Origin of the sequence: Bacillus glycinifermentans, from assembly GCF_001042475.2 — a bacterium.
GTDB classification, from domain to species: Bacteria; Bacillota; Bacilli; order Bacillales; family Bacillaceae; genus Bacillus; species Bacillus glycinifermentans.
Map to the genome: position 1 here is coordinate 498505 of NZ_LECW02000004.1, position 21210 is coordinate 519714.

General features: G+C 46.5%; 24 protein-coding genes. 5 read left to right on the plus strand and 19 right to left on the minus strand.

The genetic code is table 11. The features are described from left to right. Positions 1–17: 17 nt before the first annotated feature. From AB447_RS25040 to AB447_RS05425, 6 genes are all read right to left on the minus strand, one after another. Entirely contained in the window at positions 18–167 is a 150-nt protein-coding gene (locus AB447_RS25040; RefSeq protein ID WP_082142462.1) for a YrzI family small protein, read from the minus strand. 395 nt (positions 168–562) lie between these two features. Then, entirely contained in the window at positions 563–796 is a 234-nt protein-coding gene (locus AB447_RS05405; protein ID WP_048353578.1) for a YrhC family protein, read from the minus strand. Positions 797–883: 87 nt separating this feature from the next. Then, complete coding sequence (locus AB447_RS05410; protein ID WP_048353577.1) at positions 884–2026, minus strand: bifunctional cystathionine gamma-lyase/homocysteine desulfhydrase; 1143 nt, start codon at positions 2024–2026, stop codon at positions 884–886. A gap of 1 nt (position 2027) precedes the next feature. Further along, a complete protein-coding gene (locus AB447_RS05415; RefSeq protein WP_048353576.1) occupies positions 2028–2951 on the minus strand; it encodes a PLP-dependent cysteine synthase family protein in 924 nt (307 codons plus the stop codon). 54 nt (positions 2952–3005) lie between these two features. After that, positions 3006–3701 (minus strand): 5'-methylthioadenosine/S-adenosylhomocysteine nucleosidase, encoded by a 696-nt coding sequence (mtnN, locus tag AB447_RS05420; protein ID WP_048353575.1) that lies wholly within the window; start codon positions 3699–3701, stop codon positions 3006–3008. 20 nt (positions 3702–3721) lie between these two features. Then, positions 3722–4363 (minus strand): class I SAM-dependent methyltransferase, encoded by a 642-nt coding sequence (locus AB447_RS05425; RefSeq protein WP_048406395.1) that lies wholly within the window; start codon positions 4361–4363, stop codon positions 3722–3724. 188 nt (positions 4364–4551) lie between these two features. On the opposite strand from AB447_RS05425, the gene AB447_RS05430 reads away from it, so the two are divergent. Beyond that, a complete protein-coding gene (locus AB447_RS05430; RefSeq protein WP_048353574.1) occupies positions 4552–4755 on the plus strand; it encodes a YrzA family protein in 204 nt (67 codons plus the stop codon). A gap of 46 nt (positions 4756–4801) precedes the next feature. On the opposite strand, the gene AB447_RS05435 is transcribed toward AB447_RS05430, so the two are convergent. The 13 genes from AB447_RS05435 to AB447_RS05495 all read right to left on the minus strand — a co-directional run bounded on the left by AB447_RS05435 (position 4802) and on the right by AB447_RS05495 (position 18052). Continuing rightward, entirely contained in the window at positions 4802–5479 is a 678-nt protein-coding gene (locus AB447_RS05435) for a YrrS family protein (RefSeq protein ID WP_048353573.1), read from the minus strand. A 58-nt stretch (positions 5480–5537) separates the two neighbouring features. After that, positions 5538–7292 carry a peptidoglycan D,D-transpeptidase FtsI family protein gene (locus AB447_RS05440; RefSeq protein WP_057957464.1) on the minus strand — a complete coding sequence of 585 codons (1755 nt, stop codon included), beginning with the start codon at positions 7290–7292 and terminating at the stop codon, positions 5538–5540. A gap of 54 nt (positions 7293–7346) precedes the next feature. After that, positions 7347–7823 (minus strand): transcription elongation factor GreA, encoded by a 477-nt coding sequence (greA, locus tag AB447_RS05445; RefSeq protein ID WP_046131490.1) that lies wholly within the window; start codon positions 7821–7823, stop codon positions 7347–7349. Between the two features lie 244 nt (positions 7824–8067). Beyond that, positions 8068–8703: a uridine kinase gene (gene udk, locus AB447_RS05450; RefSeq protein ID WP_048353572.1), complete on the minus strand. Its 636-nt coding sequence runs from the start codon at positions 8701–8703 to the stop codon at positions 8068–8070. A gap of 5 nt (positions 8704–8708) precedes the next feature. After that, positions 8709–9977, minus strand: coding sequence for a peptidase U32 family protein (locus tag AB447_RS05455; RefSeq protein ID WP_048353571.1), 1269 nt, complete (start codon positions 9975–9977; stop codon positions 8709–8711). 11 nt (positions 9978–9988) lie between these two features. Beyond that, on the minus strand, positions 9989–10918 hold the full coding sequence (locus AB447_RS05460; protein ID WP_048353570.1) for a peptidase U32 family protein: 930 nt from the start codon (positions 10916–10918) through the stop codon (positions 9989–9991). Then, positions 10915–11577 carry an O-methyltransferase gene (locus tag AB447_RS05465; protein WP_048406393.1) on the minus strand — a complete coding sequence of 221 codons (663 nt, stop codon included), beginning with the start codon at positions 11575–11577 and terminating at the stop codon, positions 10915–10917. The genes AB447_RS05460 and AB447_RS05465 overlap by 4 nt, the downstream gene beginning before the upstream one ends. A gap of 160 nt (positions 11578–11737) precedes the next feature. Continuing rightward, complete coding sequence (mltG, locus tag AB447_RS05470; protein ID WP_048353569.1) at positions 11738–12835, minus strand: endolytic transglycosylase MltG; 1098 nt, start codon at positions 12833–12835, stop codon at positions 11738–11740. Positions 12836–12943: 108 nt separating this feature from the next. After that, positions 12944–13228: a DUF1292 domain-containing protein gene (locus tag AB447_RS05475; RefSeq protein WP_048353568.1), complete on the minus strand. Its 285-nt coding sequence runs from the start codon at positions 13226–13228 to the stop codon at positions 12944–12946. 9 nt (positions 13229–13237) lie between these two features. After that, positions 13238–13657 carry a Holliday junction resolvase RuvX gene (gene ruvX / locus AB447_RS05480; protein WP_048353567.1) on the minus strand — a complete coding sequence of 140 codons (420 nt, stop codon included), beginning with the start codon at positions 13655–13657 and terminating at the stop codon, positions 13238–13240. 6 nt (positions 13658–13663) lie between these two features. Further along, a complete protein-coding gene (locus AB447_RS05485) occupies positions 13664–13930 on the minus strand; it encodes an IreB family regulatory phosphoprotein (protein WP_046132126.1) in 267 nt (88 codons plus the stop codon). 85 nt (positions 13931–14015) lie between these two features. Next, positions 14016–16652: an alanine--tRNA ligase gene (alaS, locus tag AB447_RS05490; RefSeq protein ID WP_048353566.1), complete on the minus strand. Its 2637-nt coding sequence runs from the start codon at positions 16650–16652 to the stop codon at positions 14016–14018. 341 nt (positions 16653–16993) lie between these two features. Next, the gene (locus AB447_RS05495) at positions 16994–18052 is read right to left on the minus strand and encodes an AI-2E family transporter (RefSeq protein WP_048353565.1); all 1059 of its coding nucleotides are present in this window, start codon (positions 18050–18052) and stop codon (positions 16994–16996) included. Positions 18053–18288: 236 nt separating this feature from the next. Here AB447_RS05495 and AB447_RS05500 point away from each other — a divergent pair, with 236 nt between their 5' ends. From AB447_RS05500 to AB447_RS05515, 4 genes are read left to right on the plus strand one after another with little or no spacing between them, the layout of a single operon-like run. Further along, positions 18289–19017, plus strand: coding sequence for an amino acid ABC transporter ATP-binding protein (locus AB447_RS05500; protein WP_048353563.1), 729 nt, complete (start codon positions 18289–18291; stop codon positions 19015–19017). A 20-nt stretch (positions 19018–19037) separates the two neighbouring features. Next, positions 19038–19847, plus strand: a complete 810-nt coding sequence (locus tag AB447_RS05505; protein ID WP_048353562.1) for an ABC transporter substrate-binding protein — start codon at positions 19038–19040, stop codon at positions 19845–19847. 39 nt (positions 19848–19886) lie between these two features. Then, positions 19887–20537: an amino acid ABC transporter permease gene (locus AB447_RS05510; protein WP_048353561.1), complete on the plus strand. Its 651-nt coding sequence runs from the start codon at positions 19887–19889 to the stop codon at positions 20535–20537. A gap of 21 nt (positions 20538–20558) precedes the next feature. Continuing rightward, complete coding sequence (locus AB447_RS05515) at positions 20559–21209, plus strand: amino acid ABC transporter permease (protein WP_048353560.1); 651 nt, start codon at positions 20559–20561, stop codon at positions 21207–21209. The last annotated feature ends 1 nt before the right edge of the window (position 21210 follow it).

Below are 21210 nucleotides of genomic sequence, written 5' to 3' on the forward strand. Positions count from 1 at the left end.
TTGATTGTCCGCTTTGATTAGCGCTGGCTGTTCGTATAGAGATACTTTAGCTGACGGTCTTTCATTTCGTTGTACAACTGTTCGATCTCGTATTCTCGTTCGTATTCTTCAGGACTCTTAAATCTTTTTTGAATGGTCAATGTTAAGAAGAATAAATTAATCGTCATGTCGCTCACCTCCTTTCAAGTTCGCTTTTACAAAAATAAGCCCGCAGATCATTTGACAAACCTGCGGGCGCAAACAAAAACCGCCAGACAAAAACGGACGCGTCTTTATCTTGCGGGAGGAGCAGCGTATTGTTTTTCCTTCCTAACGTCAGTGTGCTGGAAAAGCATCGGTTAAGGAAGAGCACAATTTCTCCCACAGGCTGAATGAATCATGGTATTCACAGAGTCTAGTGTATGTAGTCATCGCGTTTTTCATGTTCATCAACCTCCTTTGCTTTTTGTTTACTTTGTAAGTATATCCATCAAATTCCTGTTTGTAAACTGTTTTTCGGAAAAATGGACGCCCTTTTTCCACCATGAAAAAAAACAGAGAACCGCGCGTCCCGGTTCTCTGTTTACGATTCTTCCATTTCATCCAGTTGTTTTTTATATTTGAGCGAGCATTTCACACAAAAGAAGGCTCCTGCTAAAAGTGCGCATGTCGCGAGCATCATCACCGTTTTTTGGCCCGTTCCGAGACCCTGGTTCGGGATGACGGAGCCGATATATATAAATGTGCTGACACTGAGCAGTGTAAAAGCAAATTGTTTATAGTCATCCATTAAAGATTTGACTTTTTTCTTATGCATGTCTTTGGTCACCTGCCTTGATTCATAATCAATATGAATTAGAGTAACATAGATTGACAGTTGACCAGACATGTAAATTCAGCCAATTTAAGCGAGCGGTTCAAGCGCTTGTTTCAAATCATCCAATAGATCGTCAATATCCTCGATTCCGACGGAAATCCGGATCAATCCATCTGTAATGCCCAGCTCGAGTCTGCGGTCGCGCGGAATCGATGCGTGGGTCATCCGGGCAGGCACTGAAATGAGGCTTTCGACAGCCCCCAGGCTTTCAGCGATGGTAAACAGCTTCAGCCTTCCCAACACAAGGTCGACATTTTCCTCGTCTCCGATATCAAAGGAGATCATCCCGCCGAATCCCGTGCTTTGCCGCTTGGCAAGCTCATAGCCGGGGTGGGAGGCAGAACCCGGATAATACACTTTTTTAACGGCATCATGGTTTTCCAAAAACTGAGCTATTTTTCTGGCGTTTTGCTCATGGGCTTCCATTCTCAGGCCGAGCGTTTTCATGCCTCTCATCAATAGCCAGGAGTCCTGAGGACCGAGGATACCTCCTGTGGAATTTTGAATGAAGTGAATCTCCTCACCGAGTTCTTTCGTCGCAGTCACGACAAGTCCGCCGACGACATCGCTGTGTCCTCCCAAATACTTTGTCGCGCTGTGGAGCACAATATCAGCTCCGAATGAAAGCGGATTTTGAAAATACGGCGTATAAAATGTGTTATCCACGATCAGTAACAGGCCGTGCTTTTTCGCCGTTTCAGCAACCTTTTGCAAATCGGTGATTTTTAACAGCGGATTTGTCGGGGTTTCGACGTAAATCGCTTTCGTGTTCGGCTTGATGGCTTTTTCGATATTGCTCGTGCTGCTTGTGTCGCTGAAAGTAGCCTCAATGCCGATGCGGTTCAGCACCTTTGTCATCACGCGGTACGTGCCGCCGTATACATCATCCGTCAAAATGATATGGTCGCCGCTTTTAAACAGCATCATAACCGCGGTGATGGCCGCCATTCCTGAACCGAAGGCATAGCCTGCCGCTCCTCCTTCAAGATCTGCGATCAAGGCTTCAAGAGCCGTTCTCGTCGGGTTGGCCGTTCGTGAATATTCGTATCCCGTATGCTGTCCGGCCCGCGGCTGCTTGTATGTGCTCACCTGGTAAATCGGAACTGAGACTGCGCCTGTTTTTTCGTCACCTGTAATGCCGCCGTGGATCATTTTCGTTTTTTGCTTCATATTATATTCCTCCTTCGTATATGTTTTTGCTGACATAACGGTCGCTCCCGTCAGGAAAAACGGTCACAATGTTTGCGCCTTCCTCAGCTTTCTCAGCTTCTTTCAATGCGGCAAACAAAGCGGCCCCGGATGAGCTTCCGATCAAAAGGCCTTCCTTCTCCGCGGCTTCCTTTACGAGCCGGAATGCATCATCGTCCAGCACGGTGTAGATCTCATCGAAATGGCTTTGGTCCATGTATTCGGGGATGAATTCCATTCCGATTCCCTCGGTTTTATGGGCGTGCGCTTCTCCCCCGTTTAAAATGGAGCCTTCCGGTTCGACAATGACCGTTTTGATAGACGGATTTTTTTCCTTCAAAAATCGGGCAGTCCCTGCAAAGGTGCCTCCTGATCCGGCCCCGGCGATAAACACGTCAACCTGTCCGTCAAGATCGCTCCAAATTTCCGGACCGAGTGTTTTGTAGTAAACCAATGGATTTACTCGGTTTTCAAACTGCAAAACGCAATAAGAGCCGTCGATCTCCTTCTCCAGTTCACGCGCTTTTTGGATCGCACCTTTCATTCCTTTACTTCTCGGTGTCTGGACAATTTTTGCGCCAAGCGCCTTCATAATCGCCTGTTTTTCCATGCTGAAGTGCTCCGGTACACAAAAAACAGCTGTAATGCCGTACTTTCTCGCACTAAGCGCCAGGCCGATTCCCGTATTGCCGGCCGTCGCTTCAATCACCGTACCTCCGGGTTTCAGCTTTCCCGAGCTGAGCGCTTCGTCAATCAGCATTTCTCCAAGCCGGTCTTTAATGCTCCCGCCCGGATTCATCATTTCAAGCTTTGCGTATATGTTAACCCCTCTAGGCGTTTGAAACTTCTGCAGCTTCAAAAGAGGCGTTTTTCCGATTAACTGCGTGATATCCGTAATCACATTCACGTTTTTTCCTTCCTCCTTTAAGAGGTATAAAACAGAGGGGGCATCCCCCCTGTTTTATTCGATTTGTTTGATCATGCGGAGGACAAGCTCTGTCGAATGTTTCGCAGCCTGCTCCAAAAACTTGTCAAAAGACACTTCAGATTCTTTTCCCGCGATATCGGAAAGCGCTCTGATGACAACGAAAGGTACATCAAACTGATAGCAAACCTGGGCGACGGCCGCCGCTTCCATTTCAACCGCATAGAGATCTTTAAATTTGCCGCGGATGAATGCCACCCGTTCAGGGTCGCTCATAAAGGAATCTCCGGTCGCAATCGTTCCTTTGACTACCTGAAAAGACCCGAGTTCAGACGCTTCATCTTCCGCCGTCTTCACCAATGCGCTGTCGGCAGGAAAAGCCGCCGGAAGGTTTGGAACCTGTCCATACTCATAATCGAAAGCCGTGACATCGACATCATGGTGGCGGACTTCGGTGGAGATAACAATGTCGCCGACATTGAGAGAATGATGGAAGCCCCCGGCTGAACCGGTGTTGATTACAACATCAGGTTTAAAGCGGTCGAGCAGGATCGTCGTGCTCATGGCTGCATTCACTTTACCGATGCCGGATCTTAAAAGCACGACATCTTTGCCTTCATAGATTCCGCTTGTAAATTCACAGTTTGCGATGATTTCCTGTTTCGTCTGTTCCAATTTGCTGCGCAGGATTGTGACTTCTTCTTCCATTGCTCCGATAACTGCTATCTTCATATGATAACTTCCCTTCACATTTACAATTTTGCCGCTTCCATTACCCAGACAAAATCATTATGCTTTTGAAAGGCGATACTGAACTGTTCTGAGGTAAAGATCGTTTCCATCTCGGAAATCGTCGGATAATGTTCCGTTTCAAGATCTTCCGCCAACTGGTAATACCCTCTGTTTTTTGCGTCTTGAATGGCGGAAATGTACGAATCGCGATCCTTGAATACGGTGTCAGCAAACACTATTTTACCATGCTTTGCAAGCATTTTTCCATATCGCCTTACCGCCTCGCGTTTTTCATCGTTCGTCAAATGGTGAAAGGCATATGAGCTGACGATTGTATCTGGCGAAAACGGCGGAGCCGGAAAATCGAGAAAATCCCCGTCAGACACCAAAGTCCCTTTAGGCAGCTTGCTTACGGCGATGTCTCTCATCGATTTTGAAGGCTCAATGCCGTACACGTTTTTTCCGGCAGCGATTAGTTTTGCGGTCAGGTTGCCCGTGCCGACGCCGAACTCGACCACCTTGCTGCCCGACCGCTTCACAACATCGTCCAAAATGCCGTCATAGTTTCGAAACACTTCTTTATATTGAAGGTCATGCCCGACTACTGTATCATCATAAGAATTCGCCCAATTCTCAAATATCGAAATGAACTCTCTCCCCATTTATCGTCACACTCCATTTATTTTTACAATCCCTATCAGTATAGTATGTTTTTAATTCGTGATTAGTTCTTATCCTAACATAATTTCGCAAGTTTGGGTACAAAAACAGCTTGGTGATATTTCCCTTGTCATGATGCGGCTTCTCTGCTTTAATAATGATTGACTCTGAACGAATGGAGGATTTGTCTATGAAATTCGAGCTTGATCTTATCAAGGATAAAATCGAGTTTTTTGAAGCCCCGACCTTGGAGGAGCTTGAAAAGAAAATCAATCAGCAGATCGAAAACAATCAGGCTCTTCTGCTCAGGGTCGGATCGGTGTCCCATCAGACTGCGGTTATCGACGGGCGGATCATGTACAGCGCCGTCATTCATTTTAAAGCCGAATCATAAAAAAAAGCGGCCGGTTTTATTCACCGCCGCTTTCCGCTTTTTCTTTTTATTTTAGCTTTTCAACTTTTGTCGGTTTCCAGCCTTTTCCGTCCACCCACGTAATGGCGACCGAATATTTATCGCCGCTGTCCTTCGCCCGAATCGTTCCTTTTGCATCTTGAGGGCTGCCGTTGTTTCCGAGCCAGACGACCGTCATGTTGTCTTCGGAGACGCCTGTTGCGTAAGAGAGGGCTTCAAGCATTTCCGCCCAGTCTTGGGATGAAGAATCGTACGTTGCTGTATGCTCTCCGCTTTGCTTTGTACCGACAGGCTTCCAGTTCGGATTGACGATCGTTTTTTCAACGTTTGCGCTGGAGCCTCCTTCTGTAACTTTTGCTCCCTTAAACGGATCGTCTGTCGATTTCTCCTCGTCAGAAGCTGTATCTTTGTCTTTGTCCGAATCTGAATCGCTCTTATCTTTTTTGTCTGAATCTGCTTTTTCTTTGTCCTTTACATCTTCGTCAGAAGTCTGTTTTTTATTGTCGGAAGCAGGGGCTTCTGTCGTTTTATCGTTTTTGGAGACGTCCTGCTGCGTTTGCTCCTTCGGACTGTTCATCATCAGACTGCTGGCAACCACAACGATTAAAACCAATACAATACCTATTAAAATGTTAAGCACAAGATTCGCTTTCCTGCGCTTATCACGGTTTTCAAATCGAGATTCCCTTGTTTTGCTCAAATTCATTGCACTCCTTTTTCCCTCTTGCCTCGCATCCTATTTTATCATCACGTAAGGCATTCTTCTATGTCTGGTTCTTTTCAATTTCATATACTTTTTTAACAATATCATAAAATGCGGCATTTGTCGCAGCCTGATCTTCCGGTGTGTCCATATGAACGACGGCGAGCGCGTATTTTGGCTTGTCTGCCGGAAAATAGCCGGCAAACCATTTATGATAGAGGGTTTTTTTGTCTTTTGTCAGCCGGCCCGTCTGCGCCGTTCCCGATTTCCCCGATACGTCATACGGAAGGTCGCGGAAGCGCCTGCCTGTCCCTTTTTCAGATGTGACGACGTTTCTGAGCAGTTTTTGCAGCTTTTGCGCGGTATAATGATCGATCGTATCCCCCGGCAGCTCATGGTCTTTAAACGAAGCCATCAATGTGCCGTTTTTGTATTCGATCCCGCTTGCGATTTGGACTTGCTTTTTCTCGCCGCCCCGCGCTATGGTCGCCATCATATTGGCGATTTCAAGCGGAGTCAGCTTGACGTTTTTTTGGCCGATCGCGGTTTGCGCAACCGCTTTTTTCACTTTTTTATCCCGTTCGTCCCCCCAGACCGAACCCGATCCCTCATGGTAAAACTGCTTGAAATCCCGCTCGCGGTATAGGCGGCCTTCCCAGCCGACCCGTCCGGTAAGCCCGAGCTTTTTAGCAGTATCTTCGATGACCGAGCCGTTTTTTTTGATCAGCTCATCCGCGAGGCTCGTAAATGTATAATTGCAGCTTTCGGCAAAGCCTTCTTCCATGTTCAGCTTCCCCTTGTCATCGCCCGGTTCTCCGTAAAGATTCAAGTTGCAGTTGAACGTTTTCGACGGATGATCCAAGCCGTTTTCTATCGCCGCCGCCGCGATCACCGTTTTAAAAACAGATCCCGGATACATGGGGGTGAGCATATAGTTTTGCCTCGTTTTTTGGGAAGCCATGTTTACGTCAGGCTTGCTGGAAATCGCAAGCACGCTGCTGTTTTCGATGTCGAGGAGAACCGCCCCGCCTTTTTTCACACGATGGTCATCCAAAATGTCTTCAAGCTCCTGCTGCATCGTCTTATCGATCGTTGTTTTGATCTGCAGCGGATAGAACGGATTCGCATCTGCCGTATATTTGACGTCAATGCCGAACAAAGGGTTTCCCAATCCGTCCACATGGTATAACAATTTTGTATCTTGTTCGGGAAGCAGGAATTCGTCAAATGTCCGCTCCAGGCCGAAGGTGCCGATTTTCGTGCTGATCGACAGGCCGTCTTTGTGCGGGTATTTTTTGCGAAGCAGCTCCGGGTCCTGATTTGTCATGCCGATGGTGTGTGAGGCCAGCCTGTTTTTTTCTGTTTCTTCTATGTATACGCCGTATATTCCCGGATATTTCAGTTTGTTGATTTTTTCGAGTGCTGTTTTTGAAATTGAGCCCTCTCCGTTTTTGGTGAGAATGACGGGTTTTTTTGCGTTATCAAGCTTCTCGTCCAGCTCTTCTTCCGATATGTTTAAAATGGCGGCCGCTTCGTCAATCGGCCATGATTGTGACTTCAAAAACGGAAACAGCACAATTGCCGGCTTTCGGCTGACGGTGAGCGGCTTACCGCTGCGATCTAAAAAAGATCCTCTTCCGTCTGAAATCTGAACCTCTTCCGTGCGCTGTTTCACGCTTTCCTGAATTAAGTTCACATTCCATTTGGAAAAGGATTCGGTGAAAAACAGCTGGATTTCCGCCAGTCTCATCAGCAAAAACAAAAGTGCCGCCGACATCAACATCGCAATCCATTTCATGCGCTTGCGTAATTTCATAATAAAAACACCTCATCCACATTGTGGACGAGGCGTTCGTCTGCTAAACAAACTTTATGAAATTTTCACAATTTTTACAAGCATTTCTCCGCCCGGCGTCTGCACGGTCACTTCATCTCCGACCTGCTTGCCGAGAAGGCTTTTGGCGATTGGAGAATCGTTGGAGATTTTCCCTTCAAACGGATCTGCTTCAGCGCTTCCCACGATCGTATAAGATTCTTCTTCTCCGTCCGGAAGCTCTGTGAATGTGACCGTTTTTCCCAGGCTGACGATGTTTGAGTTTTCACCATCATCCTCGATGATTTTCGCGTTTCGAATCATATTGTCAAGCGTTGTGATGCGCCCCTCTACAAAGGCCTGCTCTTCTTTGGCTGAATCATACTCAGAGTTTTCCGAGAGATCGCCGAAGCTTCTGGCGACTTTGATGCGCTCAACAACCTCTTTGCGTTTAACCGTTTTCAAATACTCAAGTTCTTCTTCTAATTTTTTCTTTCCTGTCTCTGTCATAGGAAAAACTTTCTCTTGTGCCATTGTTCCTTCACTCCTTCTAGTTGGTCCCTCATCACTTGTATGTGAGAGTATAGACTTGAATATACAAGAATGAGGACAACCCTTGTCCCCTTCTTCTCTCCCATATTTGTAAAGTATGATGTAAACCGGATGGAAGGCTCCGGTAAATCGTGCTTATACAGTTAAAGAAGGGCTCATATCTAAAGAGGTCCCTTCAATTTCTATACATAATATGGTCAGAGTCGTCTTTGTCTATGCTATGTTATTATAAAATCGCGTTTTGTTCAAGAATAGTTTGTATTTTGGTAACCATCAAATCAATTGCAACGCGATTTTGGCCGCCTTCCGGAATAATGATATCAGCATAGCGTTTTGTCGGTTCGACAAATTGATTGTGCATCGGTCTGACGACGGAAATGTACTGCTCGATAACGGATTCGATCGAGCGGCCTCTCTCCTTAATGTCACGGAGCATCCTTCTGATGATGCGAAGATCTGCATCCGTATCGACATACAGTTTGATGTCCATCAAATCGCGGAGCCTTTCATCCTCGAGAACAAGGATTCCTTCCAAAATAATAACATCTTTCGGCTCGACATGCACGACTTCTTCCGAACGCGTATGCATCTTGTAATCGTAAATCGGTTTTTTAATCGGCCTGTATTCCAGCAATTCTTGTAGATGCTCAATCAAATAGTCATTGTCAAATGCAAGCGGATGGTCGTAGTTCGTGTTCAGCCTTTCTTCAAAGGGCAGATGGCTTTGATCTTTGTAATACAAATCCTGCTCAAGCATTAAAATAGAGTGACCCTTGAACTGCTCATAAATCGACCTGGTCACGCTTGTCTTGCCTGACCCGGAGCCCCCCGCTATTCCAATGACTACCGGTTTCTTTCCCATGCCGTTTACTGCCCCTTTCTCATCATGTTGCTAGGATAAATCTTCTTGTCCACTTTAAATTTGACGATTTGCAGGGGATGGCGGGCTGCATCAAGCACATTGCCTTTTTCGTCCCAAATCGTATCAATCTTGTATGTGAAATTATCAATTTCCGGGCCGAAAAATTCGACTTCGTCTCCTGTTTTGAAAAAGTTGCGCTGCTGGAGCGTAACGATTTGCGTCTCTTCATCATAATCGAGCACAAGCCCGACAAAATCGTATGTCGTCTTTTTCCCGTGCTCGCCGAACATTTGCTCTTCGTATCCCGGCGTTCCTTCAAAGAATGCAGGAGCCGTATCCCTGTTTGCACATTTGTCAAGCTCCTTCAGCCATTCTTCCTTAATGGTAAATCCGTCGGGATCTGCACAATAGGCGTCAATCACTTTTCGGTAAACGCTGACGACCGTTGCGATATAGTGGATCGATTTCATCCGTCCTTCGATTTTCAAGCTGTCGATTCCCATTTCAATCATTTGCGGAATCGATTCGATCAGTTTCAGGTCTTTAGGGCTCATCGCAAACGGAGCGTCGCTTTCTTCATAAAGCGGCAGCGCGTTCGCACCGTCTGTCTGATACAAGTCATAATCCCAGCGGCATGACTGGCAGCAGCCGCCGCGGTTTGAATCCCTTGCCGTCATGTGATTGCTCAGCACGCAGCGTCCGGAGTATGCGATGCACATCGCGCCGTGAATGAAGGTTTCGATTTCGATATCCACTTTTTCTTTCATTTCCCTGATTTCAAGGGCGCTCGTTTCGCGCGCAAGCACGACCCGTTCCAAACCTTCTTCCTTCCAGAATTGAACGGCTTTCCAGTTTGACAATGATTGCTGGGTACTCAAGTGCACTTCCAGCTTTGGAGCAACCCTCCGGCACGTTTCAATGATCAGCGGGTCGGCGACGATGATTCCGGATACGCCCGCCCCCTGCAGATCCGTTAAGTATTCATCAAGGCCGTCGATATTTTCTTCGTGTGCGAAAATATTGGTTGTGACGTAGATTTTCGCTCCGTATCGTTTGGCAAATTCAACGCCTTCGGCCATTTCTTCGATTGAAAAATTATCCGCATTGGAGCGGAGTCCATATTCGCGCCCGCCGATAAATACAGCGTCTGCCCCGTAGTGGACGGCGATTTTCAGTTTTTCCAGATTTCCCGCCGGGGCGAGAAGTTCCGGTTTTTTCGTAATGACGCGTTTTCCATTGACGATTTTGGAAATTTTATCTTGAACTGCAGACATGGTTTCCCTCCTTAATATACTGTTTCTTTGAAGAAGAATCCGGTATCGATGCTGCGGTTTACAGGCTGCAGGTCTTCGATCCGCTCAATCCATTGTTCTTTTTTATTTTCGTATGCTTCTCTGTCCGTCATGCAAAGATCGATGGCCTCGCGGTACATCGCCGTCACCTGTGCAAGATAGTCCGCCGATTTTAAGATCCCGTCAATTTTGAATGAATCGACTCCGGCGTCTATTAAATCCTCGAGCTCGTCAATGATGCATACATCGTTCGGGCTCATGATGTGCGTGCCGTTTTCGTCTTCGAAAATCGGATATTTATTGCCGCGCTCTTTGTCATGAAGATACATGCCTTTTTCTTTTTTCTTGCCTTCGATATCCATGACTTTGCCCTGGTATTCAAAATAGTTGCCGATCAATGATCGCTTGGACTGGAACATGCATGTCATCCCGTGAACCTGAATTTCGATCTCGACTTCAGCTTTTTCTTTAATCTCGATGATGCTGTCCATGTTCAGCTCTCTCGCCAATACCGCGCGCTTCGCTCCCTTGCGCCCCCAATAATTGCACGAATGGTGATTGGTTGCGGTTGTTTCCGTACTCCAGTGAAGCGGCATGTTCGGCGCGGATTCTCTCGCAGCCATCAACACCGCCGGGTCGCCGAATACGACGGCATCAGCCCCGGCCTCTTCCAAAAAGGAAAGATAATCGTTCAATTCGGGCACTTTATCGTTATGAAAAATCGCATTCATCGCGACATACACTTTTGCGCCGGCTTCATGAGCCTGAATAACCGCCTCTCGAATATCAGCTCTTGAAAATTCCCCGGCCAGGCGCAGTCCGTACCTTTGTTCACCGATGATAAACGCGTCAGCCCCGGCACTGGCCAAAGGCTTAATATCGCCAACCGATATCGGTGTCACTAGCAGTTCAGGTTTTTTCATATCCGTTTCACCTCTTTTTGGCTAACGGCCAAGCCGTCTCCGACCGGCAAAATCGTTGTACGATATTCCGGGTGCTCCATTAGCCAATGATTAAAATGATCTATTTTTGATACAAGCTTTTTGATCCGTTTGTTTTCGATTTGATCGTAATCTCCCGCGACAAGCCCTTTGAACAGGACGTTGTCCGTAAAAATGATGCCGTCGTCTGCCAGCATCTGTTCGTACAAGCTGAAAAATTTTTGATATTGTCCTTTTGCGGCATCGATAAACAGCGCGTCATAAGGCGCCATCGACTGAACGGCGGCCGACTCGCTGAGCGCATCGCCGAAGAACACGTGAATTCTGTTTTCCAGCTGGAAGGATTGAATGTTTCGAATGGCTTCGTGATACCTTTGTTCGTCGCGCTCGATCGTAAAAATTTCGGCTTCAGGAAGTTCAAGCGCCATCCGAATCGCCGAGTATCCGATGGCCGTGCCGATTTCAAGAATTTTTTTCGGATTTTTGAGCGACAAAAGCCGAAGCAGCGCGTCGATTCCGGTCGGTTCCATAATGGGTACGCCGTGCTCTTCGGCATAAGCCTCAAGCTTCATAATGTCTGCCGGCCGAGGCTTTTGCAGCCTTTCCAGATAGCCGGTCAGTTCCTGGTGTCCGATCTTCACGGGAAGAGCCTCCCTTTCATAAAAAGAGCTTTAGGTCAGATGTAAGAACTCTCCTAAAGCAATGAATGTCTTTTCTCTAATAAACAACCCGATATATTTTACCATAAAACCTTTTCTTTTGCGAATAAAAGGAGAGTCATTTTTTACTCTCCTTTAAGGTTTACTCGCTTTGATTTGTGATATATTTCGATTTTGCTTTATTATGCTCTTTTAGCGTTTTTGTAAAAACGACTTCTCCGTTTTTCTTGGCAAGGAAATAGACATAATCTGTTTTATCCGGGTTTAATGCCGCTTCCCAGGATGATTCCCCTGCATTTGCAATCGGCCCTGGCGGAAGTCCGGTATGATTGTACGTATTATAAGGGGATTTGACTCCAAGATCCTTATAAACGACCCGGTTTTTATGCTTTCCGAGCGCATAGAGCACGGTCGGATCCGTCTGCAGCGGCATCTTTTTGTCCAGGCGATTATAGAATACGCTCGATATTTTATGGCGGTCTGCTTTTTCAGTCGCTTCTTCTTCTATTAATGATGCCATTGTGAGCGTTTTGTGAACGGACATTTTTTTGTCTTTCATCTGCGTCCGGTATTTTCCGGCCGTTTTATCAGTTTGTTTGATCATAGCTTCGATAATGGCTTCCAGCTTTGTTTCCGGATCGTAAAACGGGTATGTCGCAGGGTAGAGATACCCCTCCAGCGGATGCTTGATGTTTTTGTCCAAGACATCATCTTTGATTAAATTCGGGTACTTCTTTTTCAATTTGTTAATAAAGCTTTTGTCATCAAGCTTGTTCATAATGTCTTTTTCGGAATAATTGGTTTGGTCCGCGATCATGCCGGCGATTTCAGTGAGCTGCCGGCCCTCCGGAACGACGATCTTAAAGGCTGGAACATGCGATGCACTTGTCAGCTTATCGATCAATTCAGCAGGGCTCATCGATTGGCTGAGCTGAAAGTTTCCGGCTTGAAATCCTGATGCATGCTTGAATTTGACATAGGTGATAAACACTTTTTCATTTTTAATTAACTCTTGTTTTTTCAGCTTTGCGGCGATCGTTGAAACGGTCGAGCCTTTCGGGATGTATACATTGACCGCTTTTTCGTTGTTTTTATCGACCGGCTCAAGAGCGGATTTCACGTAGAGCGATACACCGCCTGCAATGAGAATAATCAGCACTGCCGCCACGGTCAGCCAAAATTTAATTTTATGATCAAGGAGTTTTTTTATGAACGATTTCTTAGTCTGGTCTTCAAACATTTATGTCCTCCTCTCCTCCCATGGTATATACTACATGATTCGTTGATATTCGGCAATTTATTACAAAACTTTTGTCATAAAAAAAAAGCCGCCGTGCGGCAGCTTTTTTTATTCTTCTTCCTCTTCGTCGGCTAAAAACGTGTTCAGCGTCTCTTCGATCATATCCCATTCTTCATCTGTTTCGATCGGCATCAGCTCGCCGTCTTCACCGTTTTCGTTCGGAATGAAGCTTGATGCATGGATTTCGATTTCCTCATCATCCTGAGCTTCAATCGGATAATACAGGACATACGATTTATCAAATTTATCGCTGTCAAATGTGAATAACACTTCACAAAGCTGTTCATTTCCTTTATCGTCTACGATCGTAATGTTTTTTTCTCCGTGTTCCATTTGATCACCTCATGTATTTAGGCTGTCGAGATACCCTTGAAGGATCATCACCGCCGCCATTTTATCGATTACTTTTTTTCGTTTTTGCCTGCTGACATCCGCTGAAATCAGCATCTTTTCAGCCGCCATCGTCGAGAGCCGCTCGTCCCAGAGCACGACGGGGACATGGAACGCGTCTTCAAGGACTTCCGCAAATTTCTGGCTGGCTTCTCCCCTTGGCCCGACGGTACCGTTCATATTTTTGGGAAATCCGAGGACAATTTTATCCAGTGTATAGTCTTTCGTTAACTCAGCCAAGCGGTCAAGCCCAAAATCGCCGCCCGCTTCGTCGATTTTGATCGTTTCTATTCCTTGAGCCGTCCAGCCCATTTCATCGCTCAGCGCGACGCCAAGCGTTTTTGAACCTAAATCAAGACCTAATATTCGCATTCTTTTTTACGCCTCTTTATGCTTTTCTATATACGATTTAACCAATTCCTCGATTATCTCGTCTCTTTCGATTTTCCGAATCAAATTGCGCGCATCGCGATGCCTTGGAATATAAGCGGGATCACCTGATAGCAAATATCCGACAATTTGGTTGATCGGGTTGTAGCCTTTTTCCTGAAGCGCATCATGGACGGTTATCAGCACTTCATTCACATTGGTTTCCATTGAATCGTCGGAAAAGTTAAATTTCATCGTCTTATCAAATGAGCTCACCGTTTTGCACCTCTTTCCCAAATTCGAAAGGCCAAAGTGTTTAGCCTGAATACCTTCTATCACCATTCTACACTACATCGGCTTTTTATAAAACGGATTTCACCCATTCTTCTGCAGAAGATAAAGCTTCTTCCAATTTTTCGGGTTGTTTTCCCCCGGCCTGGGCCATGTCAGGACGGCCGCCTCCGCCGCCTCCGCACGCTTCAGCGACTTGTTTGACGAGTTTGCCGGCGTGAAAACCACGCTCTATTAAATCTTTTGTAACTCCGGCAGAAATATTCACTTTTTCGTTTTGTATTGCACCAAGTACGATGACACCTGAGCCTAATTTCGCTTTCAGTTCGTCGACCATCGTCCTGAGGTGATTCATGTCTTTCGCGTTTACTTTCTCGGCGAGCAGTTTGATTCCGCCGATTTCTTTCACTTTTTCCAAAATCTCTCCCGCTTCTTTGTTGCCGATCTTGGCGAGCAGGGATTCGTTTTCCCTCTGAACCGCTTTTAAATCGGCTTGAAGCGATTCGATCCGTTTCGGCACTTCTTTTACGTTTGTTTTGAGCGCATCTGCCGCAAGCTCAAGCAATTCAAGCTTAGCATTCATCTCCTGATATGCGCCCTTGCCTGTTACCGCTTCGATCCGGCGCGTTCCGGCGCCGATTCCGGATTCGGAAACGATTTTAAAGAGGCCGATTTCAGCGGTGTTTTTCACGTGGCAGCCTCCGCACAGCTCGATGCTGTAATCGCCGACTTTGACGACGCGGACGATGTCACCGTATTTTTCCCCAAACAATGCCATGGCACCCATTGCCTTTGCTTCATCAATCGGTTTCAGATCGATTTCAACAGGAATCGAATCCCAAATTTTCTCGTTCACTTTTGCCTCGATTTGCGCGAGTTCTTCTTTTGTGACCTGTCCGAAGTGGGAGAAGTCAAAGCGCAGACGGCTGCCGTTCACAAGCGATCCGGCCTGGTTGACATGTTTTCCGAGCACGTCTTTTAACGCCTGATGAAGCAGGTGTGTCGCCGTGTGGTTTTTGACGATGTCTTTTCTGAGGCGCTCTGTGACTTCAGCGGAGACGCTCATGCCTTTTTGAACCGTTCCGCTTTCAACGATTCCCTCGTGCAGGTGCTGACCGTTCGGCGCTTTTTTGACATCTGTGATGCGGACTGCCGCTTCTTCGCTTCTCAGCCAGCCTTTGTCGCCGATTTGACCGCCGCTTTCGGCATAGAACGGCGTTTCTTCCAGCATGATTTGAACTTTGCTTCCTTCGTGCACAAGATCGGCAAGCTCGCCTTCCTGAAGAAGCTCTGTGATTTTCGTGTCGTTTTTCAGCACAGAATAGCCGACGAACTTGCTTTCTGTCATGATATCGCGGAGTGCACCTCCTTGAACCTGCATGCTTCCGACATCCTGTCGGGCCTGGCGCGCGCGTTCGCGCTGCTTGTTCATTTCGCGTTCAAAGCCTTCATGATCGACCTTCATGCCTTCGTCTTCAGCGTACTCTTCGGTCAGTTCCACAGGGAATCCGTACGTATCGTAAAGCTTGAAGACATCTTCGCCTGAAATAACGCCGTTTCCTTTTTTCTTCTCTTTTCCGATGACTTCTGAGAGGATCGCGAGCCCCTCGTTCAGCGTTTCATGGAAGCGTTCTTCCTCCGTTTTGATCACTTTGGCGATAAATTCGGCTTTCTCTTTTACCTCTGAGTAGAAAGCGGCCATGATGTCAGCTACGACAGGCACAAGCTCATACATAAACGGCCGGTTGATATTGATCGCCTTTGCATAGCGCACGGCGCGGCGAAGCAGCCTTCTGATGACATAGCCGCGGCCTTCGTTTGACGGAAGAGCTCCGTCGCCTACCGCAAATGCAACCGTCCGGATATGGTCGGCGATCACCTTAAAGGCGGTATCCTTTTCTTTCGATGTTCCGTATGCTTCGCCTGAAATGGCTTCAGTTGCTTTGATGATTGGCATAAACAGGTCTGTATCATAGTTTGTTTTGGCGTCTTGAATAACGGATACCATCCGCTCAAGCCCCATTCCCGTATCAATGTTTTTCTTCGGAAGCGGCGTGTACGTTCCGTCCGGATTGTGGTTGAATTCGGAAAACACGAGATTCCAGATTTCAAGATAGCGCTCGTTTTCTCCGCCGGGATACAGTTCCGGATCTTCAGGATCGTTTCCGTATGCTTCGCCGCGGTCGTAGAAAATTTCTGTATTCGGTCCGCTCGGTCCTTCGCCGATGTCCCAAAAGTTCCCTTCCAGTCTGATGATCCGCTCTTCCGGAATGCCGATTTTTTTTGCCCACAATTCGTACGCATCTTCATCTTCCGGGTGAACGGTAACAGATAAGCGTTCAGGATCAAAGCCGATCCATTTTTTGTCGGTTAAAAATTCCCATGCCCATTCGATCGCTTCTTCTTTAAAATAATCGCCGATCGAAAAGTTTCCGAGCATTTCAAAGAACGTGTGATGCCGGGCCGTTTTTCCGACGTTTTCAATGTCGTTCGTCCGGATCGATTTTTGGGCGTTGCAAATGCGCGGATTTTCAGGTACCACCCGTCCGTCAAAGTACTTTTTCAGCGTCGCGACTCCGCTGTTGATCCAGAGCAAGGATGGATCCTCGTGCGGAATGAGAGAGGCACTTGGTTCAACGGAATGGCCTTTTTCTTTAAAAAAATCTAAAAACATTTGACGCACTTCTGCGGATGTTAAAGTCTTCACTGTGATTCCTCCTTTAATTGATACATGCAATATAAAAAGCCCCCGTCCCATGCAAACTTTGCAGCTGCACAGGGACGAGAGCTCCTCTCGCGGTACCACCCTGATTATGGACAGATTCGTCCATCACCTTGATATCCGTATAACGCCGGATAAAGACGGCAGGTTTTTGCCTGCACTCAGGATTAGCTTCTACTGATCTTCTGCTAAAGCTCTTTCAGCCTAAAGGAGCTTTTCTCTGTAAACAGGGCTTCAGTATACTCGGATCCGTCAGTCGAGATTCGTATGTATGTCTATCTCGAAATTATAGACAACGATGCAGTGAATGTCAATTCTCCCTGGGGTCAGGCTTTCCTCGCCGCCAAAAAATGGGCGAACATGACCTTTAACACGGCCATCACCGGAACCGCGAGAATCATCCCGATGATGCCGGCCAATTCGCCGCCGGCAAGGAGGCCGAGCATGATGACGACGGGATGCATGTGCAGGCTTTTTCCGACAACGAGCGGCCCGAGAATATTGCTTTCAATAAACTGCAGAGTCAAAATCGTCGCGATCACGACGATGATAAGTTTAGTCGACAAAGCCGCTGCAATCATAAGAGCCGGGACCGCCCCGATGATGGGTCCGAAATAGGGAATGACGTTTGTCGCCCCGACCATGAGGCCGAGTATCAGCGGATACGGCAGGCCGAAAAACCAAAATGACAGGCCGGCTCCCAGCCCGACGACAAGACATACGAACAATTGTCCCCTGATGTAATCGCCGAGCGAATCGTCGACATCCCGGATGAACGCGCTGCCTCTTTTTCTCCATGAAGCCGGCGTTACGTACCAAACCGCTTTTTTCATCGTGTCGATATCTTTCACCATATAAAATACAAGGAAAGGAATAATCGCTGCAACCAGCATGTAGTCAAAAACAAAACGGATGCTCGTAATCGTCCGTTCCGCCCAGCTTCCTGCAAACGCTTCAGCCTGATTGACAAACTTGTCGATTCTGTCATGCATCCCGTCGGGCCAGGCGTCTGTATGATCATGCAGCTTATCGAGCATGCTTTCGTATGACTCAGCCAGAACCGGAATACCCTCAGACAGCTCTGTCAACTGCTTGATAAAGATCGGAACGCCTTTGTAAAATCCGTAGCCGAGCCCTCCAAAGAAGAGGAGATAAATGATCAGAATGCTCAAGGTTCTCGGCACGCCCGCCTGATGTATCTTTTCAACGATGGGCAGAAGCAGATAAGTGATAAAAACCGCAATCGCTAAAGGGATCAGAATCGACTTCAAGAGGAGAGAAACCGGCTCCCATATCGTTCGGAGCTGCAAAAAGATATAAACGGTCAGGAAAAAGAGCATGAAAATCGAGATCCACATTAAAAGCTGCAGCGGTTTTTTCAGCATGTTTTTCACCTCTTCTGTTATCCTTTCGATGATATTTAAAAATTATTCTATAAACGGATTTTTTCTGAAACATAAGAATAAAATGGACTATACCCGGAAAACCAGACAGCCGGATAAATCGGTTTCATTTTTCAGAATTAACAAAACTATTTGACTATTTTAATGGTAAAAATGTATAATATCCCTGCCGATAGAATTATTTGTTATATTATGTAACACACATAAGGGGGAATAAAATGATTGTATTTGACCAGGTAAATAAGCACTATGGAAACTTTCATGTTTTGAAAGACATCAACTTACATATCAAAAAAGGTGAAGTCGTCGTCATCATCGGCCCCTCCGGTTCGGGAAAAAGCACCCTGCTCCGCTGCATCAACCGGCTGGAAACGATTGACCAAGGAACATTAACGGTAAACGGCACGGTGATGAACGATAAAAAAACGGACATCAATAAAGTTCGCCAAAATATCGGAATGGTATTCCAGCACTTTCATCTCTACCCGCACAAAACAGTTCTGCAAAACATCATGCTAGCCCCTGTAAAAGTATTAAAACAATCCGCAAAAGAAGCACAGGAAACAGCCGAATATTATCTGCAAAAAGTCGGTATTCCCGACAAAGCCAATTCCTACCCGTCCCAGCTTTCCGGCGGTCAGCAGCAAAGGGTCGCAATCGCGAGAGGCCTGGCTATGAAGCCGGACATCATGCTGTTTGACGAACCAACGTCCGCTCTTGATCCCGAAATGATCGGAGAGGTATTGGACGTAATGAAAACCCTGGCCAATGAAGGCATGACAATGGTCGTCGTCACCCATGAAATGGGGTTTGCCAAAGAAGTAGCCGACCGCATCGTATTTATCGACCAAGGAAATATTTTAGAGGAAGCAATACCGGCTGAGTTCTATGCGAATCCCCGCGAAGAAAGGGCGCGCCTGTTCTTAAGCCGTATCTTAAACCATTAATCAGAATTGGAGGAATATGTATGTCTCTTATAAAAAAAAGCCTGGCATTCGGATTTACTGCTCTCTTAGCGATCATGCTGCTTGCCGCCTGCGGAGGAAAGGAAACCGGAGGATCTGACAGCGGAAATACGCTTGAAACAATTAAAAAGCGGGACAAAATCGTATTCGGCGTGAAAAATGACACGCGGCTGTTCGGTCTGAAAGATCCGAAGTCAGGCGAAATCGAAGGCTTTGATATCGATATCGCCAAACAGCTTGCCAAACAAATCCTCGGCGACGAAAACAAAGCCGAGTTTAAAGAAGTCACATCCAAAACAAGGATTCCTATGCTGCAAAATAACGAGATTGACGCCATTATCGCTACCATGACCATTACGGAAGAACGCAAAAAAGAAGTCGATTTCTCAGATGTGTACTTTGAAGCAGGCCAATCGCTCCTCGTCAAAAAAGACAGCGCGATCAAAAGCACGTCCGACCTTGGCAAAGGAACAAAAGTTTTGGCGGTAAAAGGATCGACATCATCACAAAATATCCGTAAAGAAGTTCCTGAAGCCTCCGTTCTTGAATTCGAAAATTATGCAGAAGCCTTTACCGCTTTAAAATCAGGACAGGGCGACGCTTTAACGACAGATAATGCAATCCTGTACGGAATGGCCGATGAGGATTCTTCCTTCCACTTAGTCGGCGGTACGTTTACCGAAGAGCCGTACGGAATTGCCGTGAAAAAAGGACAAAAAGAGCTGGTAAAGGAAATCAACAAAGCGTTAAAAGAGCTGAAATCAAGCGGCGAATACGACAAGGTCTACAAAAAATGGATCAAGGAAGGATGACGACAGCAACCGGCTTTCGTTAAAGGAGTGTGAAGCGTATTGAACTTCTCGATACTCACCGAAAATTGGGAAATGTATTTGGAAGGTTTTAAAACGACCATTTTAGCAAGCGTCATCGCTTTAATCTGCAGCTTTTTGCTGGGGACAATCATTGCTGTCATGAGAATTGCGCCGCTGCAACCTTTACATTGGCTGGGTACCGCCTATGTTGAGTTCGTCCGCAATATCCCGCTTTTATTGATTACGTTCGTTTTCTTCTATGGCCTTCCGTCTGCCGGAATGGTCATAGACGGCTTTACCGCCGGAACAATCGCGTTAACGATATATACGGCGGCATTTATCGCAGAAGCGATACGCGCGGGAATCCAATCGGTTCCAAAAGGACAAATGGAAGCGGCAAGATCGTCCGGTTTAACCTACAACCAAACGATGAGATACATTATATTGCCGCAGGCGATTAAAATCGTGATTCCTCCGCTGGGAAATCAGTTTATTAATTTAGTCAAAAATTCTTCTATTCTCGGCGTTGTCGCAGGAATGGATTTAATGTATCAAGGGGATCTGATTTCTTCCAGCACCCTGGTCACCTTTGACGTCTATATTTTTGTGGGGCTGTTCTATCTGCTGTTAACGATACCGCTCAGCATTGGAGTCGGACAATTGGAAAAAAAGCTGGCCAAAAGCAATTAACAGGCAGGAGGATTACATGTTATGGATTTTTCCGGCGCTTATACACCAGACCATCTTCTATTTTTGTTAAACGGTTTTTATGTCACGTTGAAGGTTGCGTTTATTTCCATTATTCTCAGCTTTATCATCGGCGGTGTTATCGGGACGCTGCGTTTTGCAAATATTACCGTCGTCTCAACGATACTGGCCGTTGTCGTGGAGACGATTCGAAATCTGCCGCTTCTGTTAATTATCTTCTTTACTTATTTTGCTTTGCCTGAAGTCGGCATTAAACTGGGCATCACGGCTTCAGCGATTGCAGCATTAACCGTGTTTGAGTCGGCGATGCTTTCAGAAATCATCAGAAGCGGATTACAGTCGATCGATAAAGGCCAGATTGAAGCGGCCCGTTCTTCCGGCTTGACGTACATTCAGACATTAATGACGATCATTATGCCCCAGGCGCTCAGAAGAATGGTCCCGCCGATCGTCAGCCAATTCATCTCGCTTTTGAAGGATACATCGCTGGCCGTAGTGATCGCCCTGCCGGAACTGACCCATAATGCACAGGTGATCAACGGACAAAAAGGCAGCTATCTCATCCCTATCTTCCTGTTGGTTGCCCTGATGTATTTTACGGTGAATTACTGTCTTTCGCTTGCGGCAAGACGTTTGGAAGCAAGGGAAACGTAAG

Excerpts from the sequence above, each read along its gene's own strand:
- AB447_RS05430 (WP_048353574.1), top strand. The coding sequence starts at position 4,552 with ATGAAATTCGAGCTTGATCTTATCAAGGATAAAATCGAGTTTTTTGAA.
- AB447_RS05405 (WP_048353578.1), bottom strand. The coding sequence starts at position 796 with ATGCATAAGAAAAAAGTCAAATCTTTAATGGATGACTATAAACAATTT.
- mltG (WP_048353569.1), bottom strand. The coding sequence starts at position 12,835 with ATGTTTGAAGACCAGACTAAGAAATCGTTCATAAAAAAACTCCTTGAT.
- AB447_RS05475 (WP_048353568.1), bottom strand. The coding sequence starts at position 13,228 with ATGGAACACGGAGAAAAAAACATTACGATCGTAGACGATAAAGGAAAT.
- AB447_RS05515 (WP_048353560.1), top strand. The coding sequence starts at position 20,559 with ATGGATTTTTCCGGCGCTTATACACCAGACCATCTTCTATTTTTGTTA.
- AB447_RS05410 (WP_048353577.1), bottom strand. The coding sequence starts at position 2,026 with ATGAAGCAAAAAACGAAAATGATCCACGGCGGCATTACAGGTGACGAA.
- udk (WP_048353572.1), bottom strand. The coding sequence starts at position 8,703 with ATGGGAAAGAAACCGGTAGTCATTGGAATAGCGGGGGGCTCCGGGTCA.
- AB447_RS25040 (WP_082142462.1), bottom strand. The coding sequence starts at position 167 with ATGACGATTAATTTATTCTTCTTAACATTGACCATTCAAAAAAGATTT.
- AB447_RS05425 (WP_048406395.1), bottom strand. The coding sequence starts at position 4,363 with ATGGGGAGAGAGTTCATTTCGATATTTGAGAATTGGGCGAATTCTTAT.
- greA (WP_046131490.1), bottom strand. The coding sequence starts at position 7,823 with ATGGCACAAGAGAAAGTTTTTCCTATGACAGAGACAGGAAAGAAAAAA.
- AB447_RS05505 (WP_048353562.1), top strand. The coding sequence starts at position 19,038 with ATGTCTCTTATAAAAAAAAGCCTGGCATTCGGATTTACTGCTCTCTTA.
- mtnN (WP_048353575.1), bottom strand. The coding sequence starts at position 3,701 with ATGAAGATAGCAGTTATCGGAGCAATGGAAGAAGAAGTCACAATCCTG.
- AB447_RS05500 (WP_048353563.1), top strand. The coding sequence starts at position 18,289 with ATGATTGTATTTGACCAGGTAAATAAGCACTATGGAAACTTTCATGTT.
- ruvX (WP_048353567.1), bottom strand. The coding sequence starts at position 13,657 with ATGCGAATATTAGGTCTTGATTTAGGTTCAAAAACGCTTGGCGTCGCG.
- AB447_RS05455 (WP_048353571.1), bottom strand. The coding sequence starts at position 9,977 with ATGTCTGCAGTTCAAGATAAAATTTCCAAAATCGTCAATGGAAAACGC.
- AB447_RS05440 (WP_057957464.1), bottom strand. The coding sequence starts at position 7,292 with ATGAAATTACGCAAGCGCATGAAATGGATTGCGATGTTGATGTCGGCG.
- AB447_RS05495 (WP_048353565.1), bottom strand. The coding sequence starts at position 18,052 with ATGCTGAAAAAACCGCTGCAGCTTTTAATGTGGATCTCGATTTTCATG.
- AB447_RS05460 (WP_048353570.1), bottom strand. The coding sequence starts at position 10,918 with ATGAAAAAACCTGAACTGCTAGTGACACCGATATCGGTTGGCGATATT.
- AB447_RS05435 (WP_048353573.1), bottom strand. The coding sequence starts at position 5,479 with ATGAATTTGAGCAAAACAAGGGAATCTCGATTTGAAAACCGTGATAAG.